Raw genomic sequence first — 18,429 nt, 5'->3', positions numbered from 1 at the left:
TCTTTCTTTTACTGTACCACCTCACTTTTTAAATGAAAAGTAGACAAATAAAAAAACCCTGCAAAGCAGGGCCCTTCTAATACTAGTATGTACTACTAGTAAGAAGGCAAAGGGAGAGGAGAAACCGGAGGAAGAACTTATGGGGAAACGTAAGTCTTCTCCGCGGTTGGCAACAACATCGAAAATGATGTTGTTATATTTATTTATGTCCAATCTAAAATGAAGATATACATAATGAAATTAAAATTTATGTTAGGCTTTTTATTTTTCTTTTTTTTATTTTATGATAGGATAAAAAAGGTAAAGTGGAACTGATGTACATAGAGGGTTGTTGCTTGCAAATAGTGAAATGGATATGAAAGAAATAGCGAGCGATTATTTTAACTGAGGTTTTCAATTAGTTAAATAAAAGATTAATGAAAAAATGTATGAAATAGTATGAATCGGTAGCGGTTACCGACTTGAAATGAATTTGATGTAATCGCTCTATAGATTGAAATAAAGGTAGTGACAACAGATGAGAGTAGTTTCAGGAAAATGTAAAGGGCACCCACTTAAAGCGGTACCTGGTAATACAACGCGTCCAACGACAGATAAAGTGAAAGAATCTATTTTTAATATGATAGGTCCTTATTATGATGGTGGTATCGCTCTTGATTTATTTGGTGGTAGCGGTGGTCTTGGAATTGAGGCCATAAGTAGAGGGATTGATAAAGCGATTTTTGTTGACCGAGATAGTAAAGCGATAAAAGTCATTCATCAAAATTTAGAAAGCTGTAGACTACAAGAACAAGCTGAAGTGTACCGAAATGATGCAGAGCGTGCGGTAAAGGCGCTTATAAAGCGTGAAATATCATTCGATCTTATACTAATAGACCCTCCATATAAAGCTCAAAAAATTGTGTCTTTAGTTAGTGTAATGGATCAACATGGATTGTTAAATAAAGATGGCATCATTATGGCAGAGCATGGGGATGACGTGGTTTTACCTGATTCTATAGGAGAACTTGTAAAAGTACGGGCAGAAAACTACGGGATTACAGCAATTTCGATTTATAAGTATGAAGGTGAGGGGACAGAATGACAAGTATAGCTATTTCTTCAGGGAGTTTTGATCCAATTACCCTTGGACATTTGGATATTATTAAAAGGGGAGCAAAAGTATTTGATGAAGTATATGTAGTTGTTTTAAACAATTCATCAAAAAAACCATTCTTTTCGGTAGAAGAACGCCTAGAGTTAATTCGAGAGGCGACAAAGGATATTCCGAATGTAAAAGTTGATTCACATAGTGGATTATTGGTGGAATATGCAAAAATGCGTAATGCAAATGCAATATTACGTGGTTTACGAGCAGTTTCTGATTTTGAATATGAGATGCAAATTACTTCAATGAATCGAAAACTAGACGAAAGTATCGAAACTTTCTTCATTATGACAAATAATCAATATTCATTTTTAAGTTCAAGTATTGTGAAAGAAGTTGCGAGATATGGTGGGAGTGTAGTAGACCTTGTTCCTCCGATTGTAGAGCGTGCTTTAAAAGAAAAGTTTAAAACCCCGTTAAAGTGAACGGGGTTTTTCTTTATAAATGCGTAAAAACAATAAGATGACATATAAATATAAACAAAATAAGGTGAAGATTGGTCCGTAGTGTATAAATGATGTCCAAATATCAGTTAGTGTATAAGAATGATTCAATAAAAATACGGGAAGATCTTCTTGCGTAGGCGAGAAAGAATGAACTTTTTCATAAAATGGTCCCCAAAATATAAAAGTGAAAATAGGAGCGAGAATACTTTGGATAATTCGAGCTAAAAAATATGGTTTAAAGCGGATATCTGTCTCCGCTAATATGCTTGCTACTTGTGCCTGAATAGAAAGACCGCTAAATGCTAAAATGAAGCTTGTTACCATCGCTTGTTGAAGAAGTGTTGATTCATTAATTTGACTAATCATTTGGCTTCCAAGCGTCATTTCAAAAATACCGGATAATATCGGAATACTAAATTGGGATGTAAGTTGGAAGAATGATAAAATATGTTGCATAATAAAAGAAAGCGCTTCTGTAATTTCGAAAACAGTAATCATTTTATTTAAAACAGAGAATAAAATAATAAACCCACCAATCATGAGCAATGTTTGAATAGAAGAAACGATAGCGTCACCGAGTAGTTTTCCGATTGGTCTTTTTTCTTGCATACGTGTTTGGTGGAGGATGGAAAAAGGATTTTGAAAGGCACGCTTTTGATTCGTATGTGTGTCTTTTATGTAAATATCGTTATTACCATAAAAGCGCATAAGTAATCCGACGATAAAGTTACTTATATAATGTGCTGCTGCTAATACGAGTCCTAATTTCGGATTATTGAAAAAACCAATAGAAACCGCTCCGAAAATAAAAAGTGGATTAGAAGAATTTGTGAAAGATACGAGTCGTTCCGCTTCAATTTGTGTTAGTTGATTGCTCTTGCGTAGTCTAGCGCTTAATTTGGCGCCAGCGGGGAATCCTGAAGCCATTCCCATTGCCCAAACAAATCCGCCTACCCCTGGAACACGAAACAGTGGACGCATTAGTGGTTCTAATATAACACCGATAAATTTTACAATACCAATACTGATTAGAAGTTCCGCAATGATGAAAAACGGTAGTAGTGAAGGGAATACAACTTCCCACCATATATTTAACCCGCGAATTGAAGCTTGCAAAGCATCTTGGGGGTGAAGTACAAGAGAAAAGGTTAAAAACAACATTGATATGGTAAGAAAAGCAGTTTTCCATTTTTCGTACATGTAAGAAAATCCCCCTTTGTCCCAAAAACGTTCATTTCAGTATACGTGGATATGTGGTGAATTTAGACCATAAGTATGAAAAAGGAATGAAAAAAATTAAAGGGTGAGAAAAATGAAGGAACCAAAAATCGGTTTAGCGCTTGGATCCGGAGGTGCAAAAGGTTTTGCTCACATAGGGGTAATAAAAGTGTTAAGGGAAGCTGGCATCCCTATTCACATGATAGCAGGTAGTAGTATAGGGGCATTAATTGGTACATTTTATGCAGCAAGTTGTGACGTTGAAAGACTGTATAAATTGGCAGCTGTTTTCAAAAGGAAATATTATTTGGATTTTACAGTTCCTAAAATGGGATTTATTGCTGGAAAACGTATTAAAGATATGATTAAAATGTTTACATATAATAAAAATTTAGAAGAGTTAGATATCCCGACAGCTGTTGTGGCTACTGACATTTTGAAGGGGGAGAAAGTTGTTTTTACAAGTGGTCCGATTGCGGAGGCGGTTCGAGCTAGTATAGCTGTACCAGGGGTGTTTGTTCCAGAAAAAATAGATGGCCGCTTATTAGTGGATGGAGGGGTAATTGACCGTATTCCCGTATCGGTTGTAAAAGATTTAGGTGCTGATATTGTTATTGCTGTTGATGTATCTCCAATTAAGGTGAATGGAGAGGTTACATCGATTTATGATGTAATTATGCAAAGTATTGAAATTATGCAACATGAACTTGTGATGAATCGGCAAATAGCATCAGATTTAATGATGCGGCCAGCAGTGGAACAATTTAGTTCGCGTGCTTTTACACATATTGAAGACATTATTAGGGTCGGAGAAGTGGAAGCGGAAAAACATATTTCAAACATTTATTTACTAATTGAGCAGTGGAAGGAGAAACATAATGTTTAAGCGTTTTCGGTTTATATATGCAATTTTAATAGGGGTTATATTGGCGATGCTACTTGTTTATGTGCGCTTGCCGTATTATGTGACAAAACCAGGTATGGCCGCGAAATTAGCGCCGTACGTGCAAGTTGACGGTGGAACTAAAGAGTCTGGTGATTTCATGCTTGTCACTGTCTCAATGGGACCTGCTAATGTGGTGAACTTAATAGCCGCGCAATTTAATAAATATACACACGTTTCGAAGGCGGAAGAAATATTGCAAAAAGGCGAGAGTGATGAAGAATATCAATTTCGCCAAAATTATGCAATGAAAGATTCGCAAAATGCAGCAATCTATAATGCGTATAAACGTGCAAATCGCTCTGTTTCTTTTGAAAATAAAGGTGTACTAGTTGCTGGTGTAGCAAAGGGTATGCCGTCAGAGGGAAAGCTTAAGCTTGGAGATGTTATTATAGCTGTCGATGGAAAAATATTCGACAAGACGGAACAATTTATTGAGTATATGACAGGGAAAAAAGAAGGGGACACAGTAAATATTGAATACAAGCGGGGCGGAAAACAGTTTAAAGAAAATTTAAATGTAAAGACGATTCCTAATGGGAATGGACGCGTCGGTATAGGGGTCTCTATCGTTACGGAAAGAGAGTTAGTAGTAGATCCGAAAGTGAAAATCGATTCCCATGAAATAGGCGGTCCATCAGCGGGGTTAATGTTTACACTAGAAATTTATAATCAGCTCGTTGAAGAAGATTTAACAAACGGACATGAAATAGCTGGAACAGGTACAATCAATGATAAAGGAGAAATTGGTCCAATTGGTGGTATTCAGCAAAAAGTAGTAGCTGCTAGTGATGCGGGAGCTGAAGTGTTTTTTGCGCCAAATGAAAAAGGTGTAGAGAAATCGAATTATAAAGATGCTCTTGAAGCTGCGAAAGATATTAAAACGAAGATGAAAATTGTACCGGTGGACACACTGGATGATGCACTAACTTATTTGGAAAAAATGGGTGAAACAAAGTAAACCTCTCTGAAGAAGAGAGGTTTTTCTTATAGGAATTTTTTCGTTATTTCATCATAACGAATTGGATGATGCGTTGCGTCTTGTTTTAGCAGTTGTGTCCGCAAAGGTTCTTGCATTATGGAGAAATATACAGCATTTGATTTTCGTTCTATGTCTAAAGTTGGATGTTCGAATGTTTTTGTATGAGTAAGGATTGGGAGTTCTATTTTTTTCTTATTTCTAGAAAGATAAGTTTGTCCTTTTTGTGACATTCCGAGAAGACGGATATACGGCGCATGTTGCTCTATATTTGCTTTGTGTATTTCTTCCTTCGTTGTATTTGTTAAAATATGTGTACAAGCTCTTTGCAATCTAGTCCATGTATAACGTTTTGTTTTTAATGCTTCCATGAATGAATAGAAAGATGAACTGTTTTGTATTTTTGATAAAATACGATGCTCTAAACCTTCTTCCATTTCATATATATGTTGTAAGTCCTCTGAAGACATCGTCATAAGTTTGTATTTAAAAAATGAAAAGTATTTTTCCCAGTTATGTAACGTCCCGTAGTTTTGCTTGTAGTTTTCTAAAAGAGAAGCAGTCATTTTCGGGATAAAAGGCTCAATAGTTGTAGAGGAACTGTTTTCATTAAATAGCTGTTTGCGAATACTTGTTGCACTTGCAATATGTTGATCGTGAAATGTTTCATCATGATAATGAGAGGCGAATCTTTTTATAGTTTGTGCTTGCATCGAACTGTTTTGTAAGAGAATTGCTTTAATGTACTGTAAGCCTAAAATGTTATTTGGTTGTGACATATCTACGTTTTTTTCGGGTGGTAAGATGTGTAGAAAGGCTTCAGATGTAGCTTTTGCATAACTATTACCTGCATTCATAAATTGCTTTACAAGACGATTAAAAGTCTCTTCTTCATTTTTTTGTATAGCGATGGTATTGTAGAAATTTTCAGCTTGTCCATCTTCACTACCGAAACAAATTTCAGAAACACCAAGTGCGTTTAAAATCGAAATTGCGCCATTTGCGAAAGTTTCGGCCTTTTGTGTTGCGAATGCATATGGAAGCTCTACAACGAGGTCTACGCCGTTTGTTAAGGCCATTTTGGTACGATACCATTTGGAGATGAGTGCGGGCTCACCACGCTGCAAAAAAGGACCACTCATAACGGCGATAATAATATCAGACTGTGTTAACTTTTTTGTTTGTTGCACATGATAAGCATGACCGTTATGAAAAGGGTTATATTCAACAACAATACCACTGGATTTTATGGTAATCTCTCCTTTCGATGTAGCATCTTTTTGGAAAACGTGATAGTCTATATATTATTTCCTATGATGACTTCATTATAGTGTAAAGAAAAAACATTGACAAATATAAAATGGCTAGCTATAATTTTGTTTGTTGCCTTGAGGTGATATGATATGAAATGGTCCATCCATCAATTGAATAAATTGAGAAATAAAGGATTGACATTAAATGAAATGGTAGATGTAAGTGGGCTAAAAGAGGTCGAGAAAGATATTCGTGAAATTAATCCTGCTCATGTAACAGGAAGAGTTGATTTTGGCTCCGGTAAGTTTACGTTTCATCTACATATAACTGGAAGCATGGTTTTACCATGTTCTCGCTCTTTAGTAGATGTGACATTACCATTTGACATTAAAACAACTGAGGTGTTCCAAACTTCGGAAGAAGAATTTGAAACAGAAGCTGAAATTCATTGTTTAGAAGGAGAAGTACTTGACTTACTGCCCGTAATCAAGGAAAATATACTTTTGGAGATTCCAATGCAAATTTTCAGTGATGATGTTTCTGGTGGAGCACCGATGCAAGGTCAAGACTGGCAAGTGATTTCGGAAGAAAACAAAGAAAAGACTGTTGATCCACGATTAGCAGGACTTGCAAAGTTTTTTGACAAATAATCGGAAGACTGGTTTAGGCCTTCATATGAAAATAACTATTTCTTTTAAGGAGGTGGGAAGAATGGCTGTACCTTTTAGAAGAACTTCTAAAACAGTAAAAAGAAAGCGTCGTACGCATTTCAAATTATCAGTACCTGGTATGGTAGAGTGCCCAAGCTGTGGTGAAGCGAAATTAGCTCACCGTGTATGTAAAGCATGCGGTACTTACAAAGGTAAAGAAGTAATCAGCAAGTAATTGCGGGGAAATAAACGTAGAAGATATCTTCTACGTTTATTTTTTTTGTCTTATTCTTTATTTGTTGTATTCTATCTTTTCTAGTAACTGCATATGCTTAATAAAAAATGCATAGGGAGGACTAGAGAGATGGCGACAACAAGACAAGATGCTTGGACTGATGATGAAGATTTGCTTCTGGCAGAAGTAGTACTCCGGCATATTCAAGAAGGTGGAACGCAACTTTCTGCCTTTAAAGAAGTGGGGAGACATTTGTCTCGCACACCAGCAGCATGTGGATTTAGATGGAATTCTTATGTTAGAAAGCAATACAAAGAACGTATTGAAGAAGCAAAGCAACTTCGTAAAGTAGAAAATTATGAAGTGAAAGAGACAAAGGTATTAGAGCCTACATCAATTACATTGAATGATGTTATTGAATTTTTGCGAAATTATAAAGATGAAAGCTCTTTAATGGTGTTGCAACAACAAATTGAATCGTTACAAACAGAGAAAGAACGTCTTCTGGAGCGATTATCAGTATATGAGGAAGAATATAGAACATTACTTGATTATATCGATCAAAAAAGAAGTGTAATGGTAGCGGAAAGAAATGGCGCTCGCTCGAATGGAGAATTAGAAAAATTAAAGAAATAAAAACAGCTGCGTAACAGCTGTTTTTTTTTGTTTCTTATGCAGATTCTTCGTTTGTAATCGCATTCGAATTTGTTTCTGGATGCCAAATATAAAAATCACCATCAGTTACTGATACTGGCTGGAAACTTAATTTATCCCAAAAACCAGATGACTGGATACGTGCTATCGTTTTAATTGGGAATTGTAGTTGTTTCGCATAATTAACAAGCAATTGTCCGAATCCTTGTTTTTGAAAAGTCGGCAATACTTCAAGTTTATAAAGTTCTAGGTAAGTACCTGTAATTTCAAATGGTTCCCCGCCGTTCCTTTTCATATATAGACTCATACGTGCGATTAGCGATCCTCCATAATAAATACCGTAAAATGGAGACTCACTATCATTTTCAATAATGTTTGCTTGTAATTCTTCCAACATGGATAGTTCTTGAGCTCCGCACCCTTTAAATTTTTTAAATTCATCTAATGTTTTATAATTGATGAGCAAGCGTTCAACTTTTGGGAATCCCATTACATCACGTCCTTTTCTTATCTTGTTGAATGCAGAAAAGTTAAAATATTTATAATAATATTATAACTCATTTTTAAATTTTTATGAAGAAGATAGAATATTTCTTTCATTATTTTTTTGAGGATTTGCTAAACTAAGAATAGAACTATGTATATGGGTAGTATATACGTAGTGAAAGAAGAGGTTGCATTTGTTAAAAGATAATTGAATCCTCAACTATGTAATTGTAATTTAATAAGATATAAAGGGGGAAAGGCAAGGGAACTTATAGCACTTGTTAATATGAGTTCTTTGTGTGAAGATGAAAATTGGAATTGTTGGACCGGGAGCTATTGGTCTCCTATATACATTTTATTTACAAAAAAGTAATCAAGATGTTACGTTGTTTACAAGAAACGATAAGCAAGCAGAAGAATTAAACTTAACGGGTGTAACTTGTATTAGGAATGGAGAACGTGAAACGGTATTTCCATCTATTTTACCGATAGAAAGTATGCTGGATAAACAGTTAGATTATATATTTATTGCTGTAAAGCAATATCATGTAACTGATATATTACCTTTTGTGCAGGGAGAATCGTCATTAATCTTTTTGCAAAATGGAATGTCACATCTTCACGTTATGCGAAAAATAGGAAATGAACGTATAGCAGTCGGGATTGTGGAGCATGGTGCAAAAAAAGAGGATGGACATACAGTTCGTCATACTGGAATAGGTGTTACAAAGTTTGGTGTAGTGCGTGGTCAATCTAGTTGTTTTAAAAAGGTATTTAATTGTTTTCCTTTTGATTATTTTCCGATTCAGATAGAAGATGATTGGAAGGGGATTATGCGTAATAAATTAGTAGTCAATGTATGTATTAATCCGTTGACGGCATTATTGCGGGTTGAGAACGGGGAGTTAATTTCAAACCCACTTTTTTATCAAATGATGGAGCAAGTATTTCAGGAAGTTGCATTTCTTGTTAAAGAAGAAGATAAGGAAATGCTATGGAAAATGGTATGCCAAGTATGTGAAAAAACATCCCATAATACTTCATCTATGTTAGCGGACGTAAGAGCGAATAGACAAACGGAAGTTAATGCGATTGTTGGATATGTATTAGAAGAAGCTAAGGAACAACAACAATCTGTTCCGACACTTCAATTTTTGTTCAATGCAATAAAAGGAATGGAATTATAAGTGTTTTTCTTTGCTTTTACGTGAAACATTGAATACAATGTGGGTTGGTGAGAGAACAGGATACGAAAGGAAGAATTATATGGAGATAAAAGAAATCTCTGTTCCACTACAAGGTGTTGTAGCGGACTATATGAACGGTAAAAAAGAGATACAGTCATGTTTTGATTATCTGTTAACAGAGGATGCTTTTAAACAGCGTTTACATGATTTACGTGAGAGAGAGTTTTTCCGTCAAGATTTAGTAACGCATTTATTAGAATATAATACACAATTGCAAGCGGGAGAATTTACAATTCAAAATATAAAAGCGCTTGAAGATGAAAATACATATGTAGTTATAGCTGGACAACAAGCTGGGTTATTAACTGGTCCGCTTTATACAGTTCATAAGATCATTTCAATTTTACAGCTTGCAAAAGAAAAAGAAGAGAGCTTAGGGGTTCGGGTTGTTCCTGTCTTTTGGATTGCTGGTGAAGACCATGATATGGATGAAATTAATCATACATTTGTAACGAAAAATAAAAAAATAAAAAAGACCATTTTTCATGATCGTTATCCGAAAAAGGCGAGTGCTTCTGAGTCTGAGTTTTCTATTGAAGACTGTAGAAAATGGGTCGAAGAGATTTTTAAAACATATCCGGAAACGAATTTTACAAAGGATGTATTACAATTTGTTGATGATGCTTTAGGTAAATCGCATACATATGTAGATTTCTTTGCGCACCTTATTACGAAAATGTTCGCAAATTCTGGTTTAATTCTTGTAGATTCACATCATCCTGCATTAAGAAAATTAGAAGTGCCGTTTTTACAACAAATTATAAGTAAATATAAAGAAATTCAAGTAGGGCTTCGTAATCAACAGGAAGTACTTAAGGAATTAGGTTTTAAACCGATTATTGAAACGAAGACAAATGCAGTGCATATATTTATGGAAATTGATAATGAGCGAGTATTGCTTGAAGAGAATCAAGGGAAGTTTATTGGAAAAGATGGAGTGCATTCATTTTCGTATGAAGAATTGATGGAAGAGATGGAAAGAAGTCCAGAACGTTTTAGTAATAATGTTGTAACGCGCCCTCTTATGCAAGAATATGTGTTTCCTACGTTAGCGTTTATTGGCGGTCCAGGGGAGTTAGCTTATTGGAGTGAATTGCAACAAGTGTTTCATACGGTAGGTTTCCAAATGCCACCTGTTGTTCCGCGGCTTACAATTACTTATATGGAGCGAGATATAGCGACAGATTTATATGATTTAGATTTGCAAGAAATTGATCCATTTCTAAATAATATAGATAATCTGCGTGACAATTGGCTTTCTAATCAAATAGAGGAGCCGATAGACGAGCGATTTATAGAAGCGAAAAAAGAAATAATGGATATTCATACATCATTACAACAATTCGTGAAAAAAATAGATCCAGGGTTAAATGAGTTTGCGGGGAAAAATGAACTGAAAATTAATGAGCAAATTGAACTGTTAGAAAAAATGTTGAAAAGAAATGTTGAGAAGAAACATGAGGTTCAACTGAATAAATTCCGCCGTTTACAATTCGCGCTTCGTCCATTAGGAGCACCGCAAGAACGTGTGTGGAATGTGTGTTATTATTTAAATCAGTTCGGCCTTGATTTTGTTGACCGGGTAATGGAACAATCTTTTTCGTGGGATGGAAAACATCATGTAATAAAACTATAGAATCTTGCTCTTTTGAGCAGGATTTTATTTTTATTCTGTTGAATTAACTGTGAAGTGGAATATTTCTGAATTATCCATCTTATTTTAATGTAATGAATCGCTATGTATCAGGTATATATATATGACAAAATAGCACAAAATGTAAACGGATTAATATCTTTTTCGACAGGTTTTTGTTTAAATTCCCGCAAAAAATGATAAAATTTAGTATATAATAAAATAAAATAGCGATTTGTATAGCGTACTACCTTGTTGGAAGTTAAATGAGTCGTTCTTTAGTAGCATTTCATCCTCTAGTAGTAAATTGTGTTTGTAGAGTGAGAAATGTATTTAACATAATTAATTGGAAAAAGAGTAGGTGCAGCAATGTTCAAACACGTAACAGTACTTTTGAAAGAAACAGTAGATGGCTTAGATATAAAACCGAGTGGTACATATGTAGATTGTACACTGGGTGGAGGAGGACATAGTTCTTATTTATTATCTCAGCTAACAGATGGTGGAAAGTTAATAGCATTTGATCAAGATGAAATAGCGATTCAAAATGCGAAGGAAAAATTTTCTTCTTATGGTGAACAATTTGTAACAGTGAAGAGCAACTTCCGTTATTTATCTGAAAAACTACATGAATTAGGTATCACAGAAGTAGACGGGATTTTATTCGATTTAGGTGTTTCATCCCCACAATTAGATACACCAGAGCGTGGCTTTAGTTATCATCATGATGCACCGTTAGATATGCGGATGGATCAAGATGCCCCATTAACAGCATATGATGTTGTGAACAGCTGGTCATATGAACAACTCGTAAGAATTTTCTTCCAATACGGAGAAGAAAAATTTTCAAAGCAAATAACAAGGAAAATTGAAGCTTATCGCGAGAATAAGGCTATTGAAACGACAGGAGAATTAGTGGAATTAATTAAAGAAGGTATTCCAGCTCCGGCACGTAGAACAGGTGGACATCCTGCGAAGCGAGTATTTCAAGCGATTCGTATTGCTGTAAATGATGAATTAAAAGTATTTGAAGAAGCGTTGGAATCTGCAATTGATATGGTCAAGCCTGGTGGAAGAGTTAGTGTTATAACATTCCATTCTTTAGAAGATCGTATTTGTAAAACGACGTTTAAGCGAAATAGCACAACGCCGCAATTACCACAGGGACTACCGATTATTCCGGATGAATTTAAGCCGAAATTAAAGCTTATTACAAGGAAACCGATTTTACCTTCTGACATTGAATTAGAAGAAAATAATCGAGCGCGTTCTGCGAAGTTGAGAATCGCTGAAAAACGATAAAAAGGAGAGAGAGGTATGACTAATTTAGCTGTAAAGTATAAACAACAGGCGCAAGAAGAGGTACAAATTCAAGCGCCGCCACAGCAGATGGTTAAGCCAAAAGTTAAAACGAAAATTACAAGAATTGAAAAGCTATTGTACGTAACGTTTATTGGATTTTTATTATATGCTTGTGTAGCATTTATTGGGAATAAAGCTGGTCTATATCAAGTTAATGTAGAAGCAGCGACGATAGAAGAACAAATTGTGAAAAAACAAAAGGAAAATCAAGAATTGCAGGCTGAAGTAGAAAAGTTAAGTCGTTATGAACGTATCGCTGAAGTTGCAAAAAAACACGGGCTAGAAATTAATGCGAATAATGTGAAAGGCCTAAAGTAAGGCAAATAGGTGTGAAGAAAAGATGAAGAGAAATATGACCAAATTTCATACCAATAAGGGAGCAGGTTATTTTATGATATTTTTCCTCCTGCTCTTTTTGCTGTTATTAGCCCGATTTTTTTACATACAAGTAACAGGAACAGTGGACAATCATGATTTGAAGAAACTTGCTGAACAGAAACATAGTAAAAAAGGAGTTCTCGAAGCAAATCGAGGAACAATTTATGACCAAAATGGTCATGTGCTAGCACAAGACGCAAATTCCTATAAAATGGTAGCGGAATTAAAAGGTGCTAAGCCTGTTGAGGATAAAGAGGATACTGCAAAGAAAATCGCTGGAGTACTCGGAACGGGCGAAGATGCGATCTTAGCCGCTTTAAATAAAGATAGAAGTCAAGTGGAATTTGGAACATTGGGTAGGGGCTTGACGAAAGAAAAGAAAGAACAAATAGAAGCGTTGAAATTGCCAGGAATCTCTTTTATCACCGAAAATGCGAGAGTATATCCAAACGGTGATTTCGCATCTTACGTCATAGGGCATGCCAGCCCTGATGAGAATGGAATCGCAGTAGGTCAATTTGGCTTAGAAAAGAGTTTGGATAAGTATTTAGGTGCTTCTAATGGTGAGGTAGCTTATACAGGGGACCGTAAAGGAGTATCTCTTGACGGTGGGAAAGTGAATGTAAAGGCACCTAAAAATGGAGATAATGTGTATTTAACGCTTGACCAACGTATTCAAAGTTATTTAGAAGACGCAATGAAAGAAGCGAGTAAACATTATGAACCAGAAAATTTAATTGGAATTGTTGCGGATCCAAAGACGGGGAAAATATTAGCGATGTCTAGTAAACCTGGTTATGATCCGAACCAGGGAAAGATGGATTATTATTATAACGATGCAATTGCAAATGCATTTGAACCGGGATCAACAATGAAGATTTTCACATTAGCGGCGGCCATTAATGAAGGTGTATATAATGGACAAGACTTTTATCAGTCTGGTACATATCAAGTTGGTAATCGCAAAATAAAAGATCACAACGGCGGCGCTGGATGGGGTTCTATTACTTTTGATGAAGGGGTAGAGCGCTCTTCAAACGTAGCGTTTGCAATTTTAGGTGATCAAAAACTTGGTCCAGATCGTTTCCGGAAATATATTCATAATTTTGGATTAGATGAAAAAACAAACATTGATTTACCTAGTGAAGGGTCAAATACAATTTTATTTGATCAACAAATACAACAAGTAACAACAGCGTTTGGACAAGGTTCTACAGTTACACCAATTCAACTTGTACAAGCTGCAACAGCGATTGCAAATGATGGGAAAATGATGAAACCTTATACAATTGATAAAATTGTGGATCCAATAACAGGTAAAGTACAGCTAGAGCATAAACCAAAAGAAGTAGGGAAACCTGTTTCCAAAGATACAGCAGCGCAAGTAAGGCAATTACTAGAACGTGTTGTTACATCACCGAAAGGAACAGGAACTGCATATAAAATTGATGGGTACTCAGTTGGGGGGAAAACAGGTACAGCACAAATTCCTGACGGGAAAGGTGGCTATATGACGGGAAGAGAGAATTATATATTCTCATTCTTAGGTATGGCACCGATGGACGATCCGCAACTTGTTGTGTATGTGGCAGTTAAACAACCAAAATTAAAAGATGATGAAAACGGGGCTAAGCCTTTAGCAGATATCTTTAAATATGTAACGAAAAATAGCTTAGAGTACTTAAAGATTAAGCCGAATGAAGTAAAAGACCCGAAAAAATATGTGAAAGAACAACAAACTGTCGTTCCAGATGTAACCGGAAAAACGATGGAAGAAGCGAAAAAAGCAATTGATAAAGCAAAACTTCGTCCAATCGTATTAGGTGAAGGTAAAGTGCAGCAGCAAGTGCCAAAAGCAACTGAACAAACATTAAAGGGTGATCGAGTCTTCTTAGTAGGAGATAAACCTCCAATGCCAAATATACAGGGATGGGCACTGCGTGATGTTATGAATTTAGCAAAAACATTAAAGCTTAACTTAAAACCTTCTGGTACAGGATATGTAACTGAGCAAAGTGTAGCGGAAGGGACATTGTTGCAACCTGGTACAGAATTAGGTGTAACACTCGTACCACCACTTGAACCGCAGCAAGAAGCAGAAAAGCCATAATGGTAATAGGGAAGAAGTTCTAATTAAATAAGTACAAGCATATATTGGAACAAGCTAGGCGTAAGGGAGGCTTGTTCCAATATGCGTGTATCAAATGTAACAGTTAGAAAACGACTTATTTTTATACTTATATCGGGTATACTCATTTTCACCATTATCGATATTCGTCTTGGATATGTGCAATTTTTTCTTGGAAATATGTTAACGGATCGTGCGAAGGATTCATGGAGTCGTAATATTACTTTTGAACCAGAGCGAGGGAAAATTTTAGATCGAAATGGTGTGGAGCTTGCTACGAATAAAAGTGCACCGACCGTCTTTGTTGTGCCGAGGCAAATTGAAAAACCAGCAGAGACTGCAGAGAAGTTAGCTGCAGTATTAGGTGTGGAAAAAGATGATGTTTATAAGCGGATTACAAAAAAAGAATCGATTGTAAGGCTTGATAAAGGCGGAAGGAAAATATCGCATGACAAAGCGAAAGAAGTACGCGGATTAAGTTTAAAGGGTGTGTACATCGCAGAGGATTCTATCCGGTACTATCCATTCGGTAATTTTTTGTCACACGTATTAGGATTTGCGGGCAGTGATAATCAAGGGCTTATGGGACTAGAGAAATATTATGATAAAGAGCTAAATGGTGATAAAGGTCATGTGCGATTTTTTGCAGACGCGAAAGGACAGAGAATGCCTAACGTTGGAGATGATTTCAAAAAACCAGAAGCCGGCTTGAATTTAGGATTAACAATTGATTCACGCATTACGAGGATTATGGAAAGAGAAATGAATATTGCGGAATCAACGTATAATCCTGACGGTATGATAGCAATTGCAATGAATCCGAAAAATGGTGAAATTTTAGGTATGTCAAGTCGACCAAGTTTTGATCCAGCAGATTTCCAAAGTGTTTCTCCGGAAGTATATAACAGAAACTTACCTGTATGGAGTACGTATGAGCCGGGGTCAACATTTAAGATTATTACATTAGCTGCAGCCTTGAATGAAAATTTAGTAGACTTAGAGAAAGATACATTTTATGATGATGGGGCAGCTGAAGTTGGTGGAGCTAGATTGCGGTGTTGGAAAGCTGGCGGCCATGGTAGCCAAACGTTTTTAGAGGTAGTTCAAAACTCTTGTAACCCAGGATTTATTGAACTCGGTGATCGTCTTGGTAAAGATCGATTGTTTAAATACATTCGCAATTTCGGGTTTGGACAGAAGACCGGAATTGATTTACAAGGTGAAGGTAGCGGGATTTTATTTAATTTAGATAAAGTTGGTCCAGTCGAGCAAGCGACGACTTCATTTGGGCAAGGTGTTTCTGTTACACCGATTCAACAAGTAGCAGCTGTAGCGGCCGCTGTAAATGGTGGAACTTTGTATCAGCCATATATAGCGAAGGAATTTATTGATCCGAAGAATAATCAAGTTGTCAGCAAAAAGACACCTGTTGCGAAAAGGGAAGTTATTTCCAAGGAAACTTCAGAGAAAGTTCGTTACGCATTAGAGAATGTTGTAGCGAAAGGTTCGGGTAAAGGGGCTTATATTGATGGATATCGTGTAGGTGGAAAAACTGGAACTGCTCAAAAGGTGAAAGATGGAAAATATTTAGATAATAACTACATTGTATCATTTATCGGTTTTGCTCCAGCTGACGATCCGCAAATTGTTGTTTATGTAGCAGTGGATAATCCAAAAGGAGTCACTCAATTTGGTGGAGTTGTAGCAGCACCTATTGTTGGGAATATTCTTCGTGACGCACTTCCTGTAATGGGAGTGGAACCGAGAAAAGAGCAAGTTGAGAAAGAATATAAATGGGGCGATACACCAACTGTGGAAGTTCCTAATTTAATTGGTATGAAAAAGAAAGATTTACAAACGCAACTTGTAGACTTGAAGCTTGATATAAGTGGTGATGGTGGGAAAGTAATTAAACAATCACCAGAAGCAGGAGCTAAAGTAAAAGAGGGTTCAAAAGTTAGAATTTACTTCGGGAATTAAAGGTAACTGATTGTGTTTTATGGTACAATTGGTGGAAGTGAGTTCTTTATAGAAAAATTGCTTTACTTGAGACGATAAGTGTCTCATTAATAAATAAATCTATTGATTAGACTATAGTAGCACTTACCTCCTATTTTTATATAACTAGGAGGTAACGTGTTACTTGCTAAAATAAGAGATAAATAAACAATGTAGAGAGGGTTTAGTGAAATGAAGTTGCATACACTTGTATCATGTTTGCATGATTTTCCAGTTGTTCCAACAGAAAATCCAGAAATAACATCTATTGAAGCGGATTCACGTAAAGTGAAAGAGGGAAGCTTATTTATATGTATGAAAGGATATACGGTTGATAGCCATGACTTTGCTAAGCAAGCAGCCGCACAAGGAGCGGCTGCTATTGTTGCGGAAAGACCAATTGATGTTGACGTTCCAGTTGTACTTGTGAAAAATACTTTTCGTTCGCTAGCGGTTTTAGCTGATTATTTTTATGGCCAACCAACACACAAGTTACATTTAATCGGTATTACAGGTACAAATGGAAAGACAACAACATCGCATATTATGGATGAAATTATGCGCGCACATGGTCATAAAACAGGGCTAATTGGAACGATTAATATGAAAATCGGTGATGAAACATTTGAGGTGAAAAATACAACACCAGATGCACTAACACTTCAACAGACATTTTCAAAAATGGTTGAACAAGGTGTGGATAGCACAGTAATGGAAGTTTCGTCTCATGCTTTAGATCTTGGCCGTGTACACGGGTGCGATTATGATGTTGCAGTATTTACGAATTTAACACAAGATCATTTAGACTATCATAAAACGATGGAAGAATATAAACATGCGAAAGGGTTGCTTTTCGCACAGCTTGGCAATAGTTATCATCATAATCGTGAAAAATACGCTATATTAAACAGTGATGATCCAGTAGCAGAAGAGTATATGAGAAGTACAGCAGCTACTGTTGTAACATACGGTATAGATGTTGCAAGCGACATTATGGCACGAGATATCGTAATGACGAGTGGCGGTACAACATTTACACTTGTAACACCGTATGAAACTGTAAATGTTACGATGAAATTAATTGGTAAGTTTAATGTATACAACGTGTTAGCTGCTACAGCAGCAGGTCTTGTTTCAGGAGTGAGCTTACAAACAATTATTGATGTAATTAAAGAGCTTGCTGGCGTTCCTGGACGTTTTGAAGTTGTAGATGGTGGACAAAATTACACAGTTATTGTTGACTATGCGCATACACCTGATAGCTTAGAGAACGTACTAAAAACAGCAAAACAGTTTGCAAAAGGCGATGTATATTGTATCGTTGGTTGCGGTGGTGATAGAGATAGAACGAAAAGACCAATAATGGCAAGTGTCGCAACCGAATATGCAACTCATGCAATTTATACATCAGATAATCCAAGAAGTGAAGATCCGAAGGCTATTTTAGATGATATGGTAAATGATGTGAATGGGAATAATTATGAAGTAATTGTCGATCGAAAAGAAGCGATACGTTCCGCTATCTCGAAAGTAAAAGCAGAAGATATTATTATTATTGCTGGTAAAGGGCATGAAACGTATCAAATTATTGGTAAAGAAGTTCATCATTTTGACGATCGTGAAGTTGCTAAAGAAGCAATCACGGAGCGTTTAAACAACGAAGTGTAACAG

17 protein-coding genes are annotated in these 18,429 nt (G+C 36.1%); 14 read left to right on the top strand and 3 right to left on the bottom strand.

Annotated features, from left to right (window positions below; genetic code table 11):
• The first annotated feature begins 517 nt into the window (after positions 1-517).
• Positions 518-1,084: a 16S rRNA (guanine(966)-N(2))-methyltransferase RsmD gene (rsmD, locus tag JFU23_RS07545; RefSeq protein WP_001266992.1), complete on the top strand. Its 567-nt coding sequence runs from the start codon at positions 518-520 to the stop codon at positions 1,082-1,084.
• Complete coding sequence (coaD, locus tag JFU23_RS07540) at positions 1,081-1,572, top strand: pantetheine-phosphate adenylyltransferase (protein ID WP_002142952.1); 492 nt, start codon at positions 1,081-1,083, stop codon at positions 1,570-1,572. Before rsmD ends, coaD begins: the two co-directional genes overlap by 4 nt.
• On the opposite strand, the gene ylbJ is transcribed toward coaD, so the two are convergent.
• Positions 1,564-2,793 (bottom strand): sporulation integral membrane protein YlbJ, encoded by a 1,230-nt coding sequence (gene ylbJ, locus JFU23_RS07535; protein ID WP_137056831.1) that lies wholly within the window; start codon positions 2,791-2,793, stop codon positions 1,564-1,566. The genes coaD and ylbJ overlap by 9 nt on opposite strands.
• Before the next feature lie 112 nt (positions 2,794-2,905).
• On the opposite strand from ylbJ, the gene JFU23_RS07530 reads away from it, so the two are divergent.
• Both JFU23_RS07530 and JFU23_RS07525 read left to right on the top strand, forming a co-directional pair.
• Positions 2,906-3,697: a patatin-like phospholipase family protein gene (locus tag JFU23_RS07530; protein WP_201031694.1), complete on the top strand. Its 792-nt coding sequence runs from the start codon at positions 2,906-2,908 to the stop codon at positions 3,695-3,697.
• On the top strand, positions 3,690-4,715 hold the full coding sequence (locus JFU23_RS07525; protein WP_002142950.1) for a SepM family pheromone-processing serine protease: 1,026 nt from the start codon (positions 3,690-3,692) through the stop codon (positions 4,713-4,715). The genes JFU23_RS07530 and JFU23_RS07525 overlap by 8 nt, the downstream gene beginning before the upstream one ends.
• A gap of 26 nt (positions 4,716-4,741) precedes the next feature.
• Here JFU23_RS07525 and JFU23_RS07520 read toward each other — a convergent pair whose 3' ends face one another.
• A complete protein-coding gene (locus JFU23_RS07520) occupies positions 4,742-5,983 on the bottom strand; it encodes a nucleotidyltransferase (RefSeq protein ID WP_164081469.1) in 1,242 nt (413 codons plus the stop codon).
• A 153-nt stretch (positions 5,984-6,136) separates the two neighbouring features.
• Between JFU23_RS07520 and JFU23_RS07515 the strand changes: the two genes are divergently transcribed.
• From JFU23_RS07515 to JFU23_RS07505, 3 genes are all read left to right on the top strand, one after another.
• Complete coding sequence (locus JFU23_RS07515; RefSeq protein ID WP_201031693.1) at positions 6,137-6,637, top strand: YceD family protein; 501 nt, start codon at positions 6,137-6,139, stop codon at positions 6,635-6,637.
• A gap of 61 nt (positions 6,638-6,698) precedes the next feature.
• Complete coding sequence (gene rpmF / locus JFU23_RS07510) at positions 6,699-6,872, top strand: 50S ribosomal protein L32 (RefSeq protein WP_001984764.1); 174 nt, start codon at positions 6,699-6,701, stop codon at positions 6,870-6,872.
• 129 nt (positions 6,873-7,001) lie between these two features.
• Positions 7,002-7,508, top strand: a complete 507-nt coding sequence (locus tag JFU23_RS07505) for an RsfA family transcriptional regulator (protein ID WP_002066865.1) — start codon at positions 7,002-7,004, stop codon at positions 7,506-7,508.
• Between the two features lie 34 nt (positions 7,509-7,542).
• Here the strand turns inward: JFU23_RS07505 and JFU23_RS07500 are convergent, their stop codons facing one another.
• The gene (locus tag JFU23_RS07500) at positions 7,543-8,016 is read right to left on the bottom strand and encodes an N-acetyltransferase (RefSeq protein WP_201031692.1); all 474 of its coding nucleotides are present in this window, start codon (positions 8,014-8,016) and stop codon (positions 7,543-7,545) included.
• 295 nt (positions 8,017-8,311) lie between these two features.
• Between JFU23_RS07500 and panE the strand changes: the two genes are divergently transcribed.
• From panE to murE, 7 genes are all read left to right on the top strand, one after another.
• A complete protein-coding gene (gene panE, locus JFU23_RS07495) occupies positions 8,312-9,199 on the top strand; it encodes a 2-dehydropantoate 2-reductase (RefSeq protein ID WP_061689327.1) in 888 nt (295 codons plus the stop codon).
• A 79-nt stretch (positions 9,200-9,278) separates the two neighbouring features.
• On the top strand, positions 9,279-10,895 hold the full coding sequence (gene bshC, locus JFU23_RS07490) for a bacillithiol biosynthesis cysteine-adding enzyme BshC (RefSeq protein ID WP_033715902.1): 1,617 nt from the start codon (positions 9,279-9,281) through the stop codon (positions 10,893-10,895).
• A 366-nt stretch (positions 10,896-11,261) separates the two neighbouring features.
• Positions 11,262-12,194 carry a 16S rRNA (cytosine(1402)-N(4))-methyltransferase RsmH gene (gene rsmH, locus JFU23_RS07485; RefSeq protein ID WP_002014746.1) on the top strand — a complete coding sequence of 311 codons (933 nt, stop codon included), beginning with the start codon at positions 11,262-11,264 and terminating at the stop codon, positions 12,192-12,194.
• A 15-nt stretch (positions 12,195-12,209) separates the two neighbouring features.
• Positions 12,210-12,572, top strand: a complete 363-nt coding sequence (ftsL, locus tag JFU23_RS07480; protein WP_002014745.1) for a cell division protein FtsL — start codon at positions 12,210-12,212, stop codon at positions 12,570-12,572.
• Between the two features lie 22 nt (positions 12,573-12,594).
• Complete coding sequence (locus JFU23_RS07475) at positions 12,595-14,742, top strand: penicillin-binding protein (protein WP_445816282.1); 2,148 nt, start codon at positions 12,595-12,597, stop codon at positions 14,740-14,742.
• 81 nt (positions 14,743-14,823) lie between these two features.
• The gene (locus JFU23_RS07470) at positions 14,824-16,740 is read left to right on the top strand and encodes a stage V sporulation protein D (RefSeq protein ID WP_002014741.1); all 1,917 of its coding nucleotides are present in this window, start codon (positions 14,824-14,826) and stop codon (positions 16,738-16,740) included.
• Positions 16,741-16,950: 210 nt separating this feature from the next.
• Complete coding sequence (gene murE / locus JFU23_RS07465; protein WP_002014740.1) at positions 16,951-18,426, top strand: UDP-N-acetylmuramoyl-L-alanyl-D-glutamate--2,6-diaminopimelate ligase; 1,476 nt, start codon at positions 16,951-16,953, stop codon at positions 18,424-18,426.
• Positions 18,427-18,429 lie beyond the last annotated feature (3 nt).

The organism is Bacillus sp. TH50, from assembly GCF_016650565.1.
Taxonomy (GTDB): domain Bacteria; phylum Bacillota; class Bacilli; order Bacillales; family Bacillaceae_G; genus Bacillus_A; species Bacillus_A mycoides.
Note: the sequence above shows the minus strand (reverse complement) of the source record. Positions and strands in the feature narration are given on the sequence as shown.